The following is an 8917-nucleotide window of genomic DNA, read 5'->3' on the forward strand; positions in this document are numbered from 1 at the left end:
GCCACCTTCAGTGACGACGCCGGCGGAGCTGCTATCTCCGCCGGTGCCGGATCGAGTTAGATGGTGGCGGTGACGGTCGAGGTGACGATCGGAACGCCGGTGCCGGCGCCGACGCCCACGCCCACCGGGATCGCGACCTGGCCGAGCGAGAAGCGGCCCGAGGCCAGACCGACGACACCGCCGGCCAGCGACAGCACGGTGATGATCTTGCCGCCCGAACCCTCGAGGAAGCCGGTGAAGGCGTTCAGCGCGGTATCGAACGTGCCGTCGGCACCCGCGAAGGCGGGCGAGGCCATCACGGCCGCAGCCGCTGCGACGCCGAGGGTGGCCAGTGCGGCCGTCTCGACGCGACGGCCCATCTTGAGCATGGTCTTCATGACGAAAGGTCTCCTTTGATTGAGCGCATTTCAGCGCGCCCAACCAAAGGCTCGACCGGGAAAAAAATTCGCGCAATCGGCGCGTTTAGGAACTGGTAAGGTTGCCGTAAGTTTTTTCTGCGATTGCGACGAAATGAGCTTTGCCAGCTTACCAATCAGGCTCTTGTCCCGCGCTTCGGGACGACTTGTCCGCCCCCACGAACATCTGTCCGCGTTTACGAACGCCTGTCCGTAATAGCGGACAGCTGTCCGTATTGGCGGACACGCGTCCGCGTGCGAGGACAGCGGCGCGAAGGCCTTAATCCCGCGATGCGACTCCGCTCTTTGATTGTGTTACACAACGCGGACTCGATGGTGCTAAAACGCCGCGGAGACGGTATTTTTCAGGGTGTGCTATCAAGGTGAGGACTTCTTCTAAGATGACGGCGGGTGAACGCGCCTTCGATCTAAAGATCTCGGAAACGTTCTTTCGGCTCGTAACCGAAAGCATCCGCCTTTTCTCGAACAAGAAGAAGAGACTTCTTTCGATCAACGACGTGGTCAACGATCGATCTTCCTCGGCCGCCCAAATCAAGGATACCTACCGACCAGGCTCGTTGAAGGAGCATCTGCGGATCATCCCAACTGATGGCGATGTCGGCCTATCACTGACGATCCTCGAAAGCAGCGCTGAGGCGATCGACGGTTCGATCCCAGACCTTCAAGAGGTTATCGGATCATCGGTAAGTTTTGCGTCCGCCGTTTCACTGGTCCTCTTCGACTTCATCGTTGAGGAGAACACGACGGAGGTGATTAATAAGCTGGGGCTGGACGTTGAGGACGCCCAGGCCTTTCGAGCTGCGGCAAAAAGAACCGAAACGAACGTGATTCCAATCAGGTAGCACCTCGGAAACATGAAATTAACGTTAACGGCAGGGTTGCCATTCTGTCATTTTCGGGCGTACCTGAGTCGAAGCTAGCGGGTGGGGAGTGCCCTGAGGTGGGAGCGTCTAATCCTTACAATTCTGGCGAAAGCAGTAGCAGCGCCAAGCCAGAACTTGCCGACTTCCTCCTCGCGAGGATGAAGGAATTGCGGGTCACGTTCCGCGTGCTCGAGGCTTCAACGCCGATGATGAAGCGGACGAGGCTCCACTGCATCCTGCATTCGGACACGGCCAAGCGCCGGCCGATGCGCGTGGACGAGGCCCAGGCGATCTGCGCCGCGCTCGGCATCACGCAGTCAGAAGCGTTCTTCGGGACCGAGCTGCTCGGCTGCATGTCGGGTGACGATCGCGAGGAGGCCGCAGGCCTGACGTCATTCCTCGCGACGATGTTCGGCGGATTGGCGCCGAGATTGGCGAACGCTGTGTCCGCGATCGGCGGCTTGGATCTAAGCGACGTGAAGGGTGAGCACGGCCAGCAGATCCAGCAGCTGGTATGTGAGACTTTCGAGCGAGGGTATGCGGACCTAGCTGAGCGCAAGGGGCTCCGGCTGCGAAAGAGAGAGGCCGACGGGCTCTAACGGCACCTCGACTGAAATGATGGATTGGGCACCGCTTCAGGTGCCTTTTTTTTGGCGCTGTCACCACCGCCACGCCGTCCCGGACAGACCTCCCGCCGCCCTGCCATCTCGCGTCCCTTAGGGCTCCTAGAGCATCTGACGCCCCCCGGGATCGGAAGGGGAGGGGGAGGTTGAACGCGGGCTGGAGGACCGTGTGCATCAGCAAACGGGGATGATGCCGTTTGAGCCGAAGCCGACACGGTGCTACGGCAAGGCATGGCTTACGCTTCCGTAATCCAGACCCCCCTTACCGACCGCTACACCGACACAGCCTCTCGCGTTTTCAAAAGCACGAAGAAGGGCGGCCGGGCGGCCTGGACCTGTCCGAAATCGGCAGAAACAGGGCCTAGAAAGCCGGTTTTGGGGTCGGATTTCGTGCTTTCGGAAACGCCAGCGGCCGAATTTTCGTGCTTTCAAAAACGCGAGAGCGCCGGAAGCGAATTATCAAAAACACGAGAGCGTCGAGGTCACTGGGGATCCCGGCTGAACCCGATCCGCTCTCCTCGGCGAATGCCGAGACACATGAAGGTAAGTTGACAATGGCGGAGCAAGAACAGGGCGAGCTTTTTCTGCTCGACAGTCCTCTCCACGGACCAGTCCGCGGAGAGCGGTCACTCATGGCATGGCCGTTCTTCGCGTTGGCGAAGAAGGCCTGGATGCAACCGCTTACCTATAAAAAGGGTGACATCTCGATCGAAATCGGGCCGGGACCAAAAGGGGTGGCCACGATCTACGACAAGGAAATCCTGCTCTATATCGCCAGCCTAATGGTTTCCAAGGTAGAGGCAGGGAAGGCCATTGGGCAGGAGTTCAGCTTCAGTGCGAACGACCTTTTCAGCGTCACCGGCGTCAACAAGTCGGCTAGGTCCTACACAAGATTGTCTGAGGCTCTTGAGCGACTTCAAGGCACACAGATCAAGACCAACATCGAAGCAGGCGGGGAAGGCGAGGAGGGCTTTTTCTCGTGGCTACAAGAGGCCAAGCTGCAATACAGCAAGGGCGAAGGTGGCGTGAAGCGCCTGAAGGCGGTCAAAATTCGCCTCTGTGACTGGCTGTATCGGGCTATCATGGTCGACCGCCAGGTCCTCGAATACGCATCCACCTACTTCCAGCTCGGCCCGGTCGAACGTCGACTCTATGAGGTTGCCCGATCGCTGTGCGTTGACGGTCAGACTACCATTCCGCTTGAGGATCTGCGGCTGCAGATGGGCTACCAAGGATCCTCGCGCCAATTCAAATTCGCACTTACGAAAACCATCAAAGAGGACCCGATCCCAGGCTTTCGATTTGAGATCGAGGATCAAGGTCTCGGAACGGTGACGGCAGCCGGGCGAACAGTCCGCGAATACCTCGTCAAAATCATTCCAGAGAGCACGGTGAAGCGCCTCTCGTCATAGACGTTTTCGATTCGACGAAAGCCGACTCCAAACACGGCGCCACCAACTTCTCGCGTTTCCAAAAGCACGAATTGTTGTCCCGTGGCGCGGGACGGGGCAGCCTACGTGTTTTCAAAAGCACGAACATTAGCCGCCTAATGTTGTCGAAAGCACGAATCACGCGTGTTTCGCGAATGGCTATCGTGCGCCACTATGCGGCCGCCTGGGTCGCAGTCCGCGGCCTGGAAAAATTGGGAATGGCTGTGACCACATAAACGAATGCCCGGCACGAGGCCGGGCACCCTGAGACCGCTATGTCCGATGCCGGCAAGCATCGAAAGAGCCGTTGAACGCTCAAGATATACTGGTTTCCGAGCTTCGGTTCAAGGGTTGCGCGCTTCGCGCCACGGACGAGTTTTGCCCCGGTCCCGGCCCAATGTGAGGGCAGGAAATTGGCTGCAATAACAATGGCAGAGGCGGCTCTGGCCGTGCTCGGCGGTGCCCGCTTCAAGCGGAAGCCGTCGCGATCTGGCGCAACCCACCGCACTGGGGCGCCCGTGCGGCGCGACAGCATCGAGGCTGGTACGTTCGAAGACGCCTTCTTTTCGCGTCCCAGCAAAGGTGAAACCGACCGGATCTACAAGCGCGCTGCGGCGCTGAGCGCGGGACGGGCGAACCTGCGCGCAAGGATCGCGCACGAAGAACGAGAGCCGACACCGCGGGAGGCCGCTATCCTGCGCTTCAGCCGTAACACGCTGGCGGTCCTCGAGGCATTGCTCAGGATCGCGCGAGTCCAAGCAGGCCGTGTGTACCCCACCCTCGAGTATCTGGCCGAGACTGTCGGTATCGGACGCCGCACCGTCATCCGCGCACTTGCGCTTCTGACCGAACTCGGCTTCGTTCTTGCCCAGCGTCGCTTCAAACGCGTCGAGATCGACGGCGTTGGACCACGCTATAAGCAAACCAGCAATGCGTACCGCATGCTCATGCCGGCCTGGATCGAGGCTCACCTTCCGCGCTGGCTGCGTCCGGCTCCTTTGCCCGCGGATGTCGTCCAGCAGGAAGCCGAGCGGATCGAGCAGACGGCCGCGATGCTCAGCTCACTGTCGCGTCGGGAATATGCGTTGGCGACGGTCGACGGCCAACTAGGCAAGGTTCTCGCGCGCCTCGGCGCCGCGATCGATGCCAAAGAGAGCGAGTGCCAACCTGGCCTGCAACCGCTCCTAGATTCATATATCATTAGCTCAGAAAGACTTGGCCTAGCCGGCCAAGGCGTTCACGCCTGACGGCGAGAGCAACGAAACCGCAACGCGCATCTCGACGGCGGCCCGAAGACTGACTGTCGGAGCGCCGGCTACGCCGTCGCATTGCTCCCGAAAGGAGCATGCGTTTTCTGGCGTCGATCATCGGCAGGGCGCGAACGCTGAGAGGTCAGAATTGCGCGAGTGCGACCGAGCGATAGGCAGGTTGTGGCAAGGTCGAACGAAGTGCTTGTGACCCAGGCGCTGCGGTCAATCTCGACCAATTGGCGATGATGTCGGTTACATAGGCCTGCGTTTCGGTGATCCGGGGGACGAGACCCCCGCGCACTCGGCCAGGACCGGCATTATAGGCAGCGAGCGCGAGCTGCACGCGGCCGAACTTATCGAGCTGCTGGCGGAGGTATCGGGCACCGCCACGCATGTTCTGGTAGGGATCGAACCGGTTCACGCCGAGCCCCATCGCAGTGCCGGGCATCAGCTGCGCGAAGCCGAAGGCGTTTTTCGGCGATAGAGCTGTTGGATTGTAGCGGCTCTCGCGAATTATCATCGCGTCGAAGAGCCCAGTTGGAATGCCGTGTTCGCAGGCGATCGAGCTCATCATGCCATAGTAAATTGCCCGCCGACTTTCGGCCTCGCGCGAGAGAAACCCTGACGGCCGATACGCGAGCGGAGCACAGCCGGGAACGAAGGCTGGCGCCGTAAACGATCCGACGCCCGGTTTCATCCAATCGGGCACGCTGATGGAGGACGTCGCCGCTACAGCCGGGGCCAGGCTGTCGGATACGCTGACCTCGGGAAAGATCGACGCGAGCTCCTGCTTCATCCGAAACTCAACGTAGCGGCGGCTTAGATCGTGCACCTTGAACTCAGGCGGGAGGTCAGGTGCTGGGAGGTCATCGGCGGGTCCGCCATCACCCTCCGCCATTGGCAGCGCCGACGCGGTGGTCATCGAGATCAGCTCAACGCGCCGAACCTTGCCGCGCTTTTCAGGCGCGGCCGAAGCAGATGTGGCCAGCGCCACGCTCGCGATCGCCACACCGGCGTAAAACTTCTGCACAAAAACCTCCTCGACCCCCTGTTTAAAAGAGTGGAGATCAAGAGATTTGCCCTTGTCAAGACCGGGGCCGAGGGCGAAACTGGTCAAGAAACGTCGCCCAAAGGCTCTTCGAGCATGTGGTTGATCCATCGAGACACTGACGGAAAAGGTCCAAATCGCATCAAGCTTCCGCAGCCGCTGCGGGAGGCGCTGGTACGCTGGTACGTGGGCAAAGGCACCTTCCACGACGAGCAGGCCGGCATCACGCTCGTTCAGAACGCGCGCATCGGTCACCGCTGGATCGCCTGCAATTGCCTTGGAGCGGAGGCGGCCCCACCGATCCTCACACCCGCGTTCCTGTCCGAGGCGGAGACCTACTATCTTCGACGTCTGACCAGCGAGAAACGTCCCGAGCATCGCGCAGACTGCCCGTTCTTCCGCGACCAGGTGACCAACCGGATCACCGAGATCCGGTCCCCCAACACGCCCACCGACCCGCCTGCTGGCTTTTTCGAGGTGCTCAGGCCCGCGCCGGAGAAGCTCTCGCAACGGCCGGAAGAAGACAGCAACGACGATCGGACGCGAAACGCGTCGACGCCGCGGCTGGCTCGCCTTCTATGGCGGCTAATGGACACGGCCGGATCCAACAGCGTCCCGCCGATCGGCGCAGGTCCGGAGTGGTCGATCAAGGAGGCCTTTGCCGCCATCCTCGGCGCGGCGGGAAAGATCGAGATTGCTCCCGGCATCGAGTTAGGCCGCGCCATCTGGACGCACGCCCGGCCGCTCGAGGCCAAGGTCGTGTATGCAACGCTGCGACGCCTCGCGGAAAACTGGCCAAAGGCGCATGCGCCGCAAGGCTTCGTCCTGCTCTATGCGACCGCGATCCAAGGGCACAAAATCTACGTGCCCGATGGTCCTCCCGTGGAAATCGCTAATCGGGTTCAGTCACCATCGGTGCGGGGTAACAGGATCAGCGGCCCGTTCCTCGTGCTGGTTGTCGCCGGCGAGTACCCGGAGGCCCATGGGTATGCGCCGCTGCGGGGGTACGCACAGCCGATTTACAATGGCCGGCTGTTCGTTCCGGTGGAGTCGGATTTCGAGCGGAAAACCCTCAAGCGGATCTTGGAAGCCCAACGGCTTCTCCGTTCGCAGTCAATTGATCTGGCGATCGGAAAGCCGCTCTTCGATACCATGACACCAGATGGCCCATGTCGTCCGGACTTCGTCCTCGAGGGGAGATCCCGCGAAACCGGGGAGCTGCGCACGCTCGTTGTGGAAGCGATGGGGTTCGACAACGACGATTATCTCGCCGCAAAGGCGGTGACCCACCCGCGCATGCGCCACCTGGGCGATCTGCTCACATTACGCCCGAGTGATATCGAGGACGATGCTGCGGGCATTCAAATCGCCAATGCGATGAGGCTCTAAAAGCCTCGTTGGACCGCTAAATAATTGCAGGCTCTGAGGATCAACCCCAGTTCATCGTCGCGGCGAAGTAACAGACTATGCCAAGTGTAACGGGCGTGGAAAGTAGGTAGAGCTTCTGCCAGCGCCACCATGTCTTCGGAAGCAGCAGAGCCGCACCGCGGATCGTGCGGGCATCTTGCCAGACCTTGGCCTGCCACATCTCGTGAAGCGTCACCGAAACTGACATGACCATGGCGATTCCGCAGCAGATTCCTGCCGCCAGATAGATGGCGACCCAGTTCGCGATCTCGACTGGCGAAAACTGAGACATCCACACCTCTTTTTAAGGCCGTGCGTCGACAAACAAGCACGGATCGATTCTAGTTCCTAGAGCACCCTACTTGGCTGGGCTTAGCGCTGGGTAAACGGGACGGATACGAAATCAGCCCTGATTTAACAGGGGTAGAGGAAGAGCGGAGGGGGGGAGAAAGGATGGGCTGCTCGGGTGGCCCGACATTCCCTTGCGGTAATGGTTCGCCGGTACAGGCGGCCAGGTACGAGGTCCGCTCGCCATGGAACGCTTCCTGCTCTTCATCCGCGACGTCGACGGTCGCGATCAAACCGACGTGCATCCCAGTGAACGATCGGCCCGCACGGCCCTAGCGGCTTATGTACGGAGCCGGTCCGAACCGAACGCCGATGTCGTCCCCCTCCACGACGACGACGCGATCGACAGCTATTTCGCCGCGCGGGACGCTGCATATGTGATCGCGCGCCTGACGAAGACGATGCGACGCGAGGGGGATCCGGCATGACCCTGATCGCCAATCGTCCGTCACAGAAGCTGGTCGACCTCGTCGGCGCGCTCGGGGGAACTTGGCACCGGAACGTCGCGACGTGCCGCTGCCCAGCGCATACGGACAAGACGCCAAGCCTGTCACTCCGACAAGGCGATCGAGGCATCCTTGTGACCTGCTTTGCGGGTTGCGACCCTGCCGACATCCTGCGCGAGCTCGACCGCATACCGCTAGGCCAGCGCTATGAGCCACCCAAGGTGACCCGCGCAGGAGGCACCGCCAATATCGAGCGATTATGGAATGAGGCTCGTGGCGTGCCAGGAACCTGCGCGGAGCGCTATCTCGCGTCGCGCTTCCTGCTACCGCTGCCGACCGACATTCGCTTTCACCCGCGCTGCCCACTCGGGCCGAAGCCGCTCACCGTGTTCAAGCCAGCACTGCTCGTCGCCGTTCGCGAAGCTGACCGCCTGGTCGCTTTCCAAAGGATTTTCATCGATCCCGCAACGAGCGCCTACACCGAGAAGCAGACGCTCGGGACCCTCGGCAATGGCGCGTGGCGTGGCGGTGGTCTGGCCTCGACGATAGGGCTCGCAGAGGGTTTCGAGAGTGCCCAAGCATGGTCGCGACTGCGTGGCCTCCCCTGTTGGTCTTCGTTCGGGTCACGACGACTCGACCTTCTGGCCATTCCATCGTCGGTCACCCGGCTGATCCTGGCTGCGGATCGCGATCTCGCTGGGCGACGCGCTGTGGCGCGCAGCATCGAACAATATGCGTCCGACACCCTGACCGTCGTGCCGGACTTTCCGCCGGCGCCCTACAAGGATTGGGCGGAGGTGCTCGAGGCGAAAGAGAGGGGAGGGGGAGGGAGGCGGTGAGCTGCCGGAATGGCAGCATGACCAAGGGAGCCTTCCATGTCCGACCTCCTCGACTTGCCGCCTGTCACCGACCGACCGGCCGCGCTCACGATCGCGCTCGCACTGGCGTCTGGCGAGCCGATCACGCGGCGCGCGCTCAACAACGCCATGACGGGGGCACCTCAAGGTTTGTCATATGGACAGCGGCAGTCGGAACAAATGGTCAACAAAAGCCTGAGCGTTGCCGCAAAGTATATTAAGTTTCGTG

11 protein-coding genes are annotated in these 8917 nt (G+C 61.2%); 8 read left to right on the forward strand and 3 right to left on the reverse strand.

Features of this window, described 5'->3' with window-relative positions:
* Positions 1–56: 56 nt before the first annotated feature.
* Complete coding sequence (locus tag GGQ96_RS16880; RefSeq protein WP_066708110.1) at positions 57–377, reverse strand: TrbC/VirB2 family protein; 321 nt, start codon at positions 375–377, stop codon at positions 57–59.
* A 419-nt stretch (positions 378–796) separates the two neighbouring features.
* Here GGQ96_RS16880 and GGQ96_RS16885 point away from each other — a divergent pair, with 419 nt between their 5' ends.
* The 4 genes from GGQ96_RS16885 (at position 797) to GGQ96_RS16900 (ending at position 4579) form a co-directional block, all read left to right on the forward strand.
* The gene (locus tag GGQ96_RS16885; RefSeq protein ID WP_066773308.1) at positions 797–1258 is read left to right on the forward strand and encodes a hypothetical protein; all 462 of its coding nucleotides are present in this window, start codon (positions 797–799) and stop codon (positions 1256–1258) included.
* A 188-nt stretch (positions 1259–1446) separates the two neighbouring features.
* The gene (locus GGQ96_RS16890) at positions 1447–1878 is read left to right on the forward strand and encodes a hypothetical protein (protein WP_184116619.1); all 432 of its coding nucleotides are present in this window, start codon (positions 1447–1449) and stop codon (positions 1876–1878) included.
* A gap of 578 nt (positions 1879–2456) precedes the next feature.
* Entirely contained in the window at positions 2457–3314 is an 858-nt protein-coding gene (locus GGQ96_RS16895; protein WP_066773312.1) for a replication initiator protein A, read from the forward strand.
* Between the two features lie 446 nt (positions 3315–3760).
* Complete coding sequence (locus GGQ96_RS16900; protein ID WP_082731323.1) at positions 3761–4579, forward strand: helix-turn-helix domain-containing protein; 819 nt, start codon at positions 3761–3763, stop codon at positions 4577–4579.
* Positions 4580–4724: 145 nt separating this feature from the next.
* Here the strand turns inward: GGQ96_RS16900 and GGQ96_RS16905 are convergent, their stop codons facing one another.
* Positions 4725–5699 (reverse strand): lytic transglycosylase domain-containing protein, encoded by a 975-nt coding sequence (locus GGQ96_RS16905; protein ID WP_231728698.1) that lies wholly within the window; start codon positions 5697–5699, stop codon positions 4725–4727.
* Positions 5700–5726: 27 nt separating this feature from the next.
* On the opposite strand from GGQ96_RS16905, the gene GGQ96_RS16910 reads away from it, so the two are divergent.
* Positions 5727–7019 carry a hypothetical protein gene (locus GGQ96_RS16910; RefSeq protein WP_066773324.1) on the forward strand — a complete coding sequence of 431 codons (1293 nt, stop codon included), beginning with the start codon at positions 5727–5729 and terminating at the stop codon, positions 7017–7019.
* Positions 7020–7059: 40 nt separating this feature from the next.
* Here GGQ96_RS16910 and GGQ96_RS16915 read toward each other — a convergent pair whose 3' ends face one another.
* Positions 7060–7329 carry a hypothetical protein gene (locus GGQ96_RS16915; RefSeq protein ID WP_066773327.1) on the reverse strand — a complete coding sequence of 90 codons (270 nt, stop codon included), beginning with the start codon at positions 7327–7329 and terminating at the stop codon, positions 7060–7062.
* Between the two features lie 241 nt (positions 7330–7570).
* Between GGQ96_RS16915 and GGQ96_RS16920 the strand changes: the two genes are divergently transcribed.
* The 3 genes from GGQ96_RS16920 to GGQ96_RS16930 all read left to right on the forward strand — a co-directional run.
* The gene (locus GGQ96_RS16920; RefSeq protein ID WP_066773330.1) at positions 7571–7813 is read left to right on the forward strand and encodes a hypothetical protein; all 243 of its coding nucleotides are present in this window, start codon (positions 7571–7573) and stop codon (positions 7811–7813) included.
* Positions 7810–8670 (forward strand): DUF7146 domain-containing protein, encoded by an 861-nt coding sequence (locus tag GGQ96_RS16925; RefSeq protein WP_066773332.1) that lies wholly within the window; start codon positions 7810–7812, stop codon positions 8668–8670. Before GGQ96_RS16920 ends, GGQ96_RS16925 begins: the two co-directional genes overlap by 4 nt.
* 36 nt (positions 8671–8706) lie before the next feature.
* Positions 8707–8917 (forward strand): hypothetical protein (locus tag GGQ96_RS16930; RefSeq protein WP_184116620.1); only part of this gene is annotated, 211 nt, incomplete at its 3' end.

Origin of the sequence: Sphingomonas abaci (assembly GCF_014199625.1) — a bacterium.
GTDB classification, from domain to species: domain Bacteria; phylum Pseudomonadota; class Alphaproteobacteria; order Sphingomonadales; family Sphingomonadaceae; genus Sphingomonas; species Sphingomonas abaci.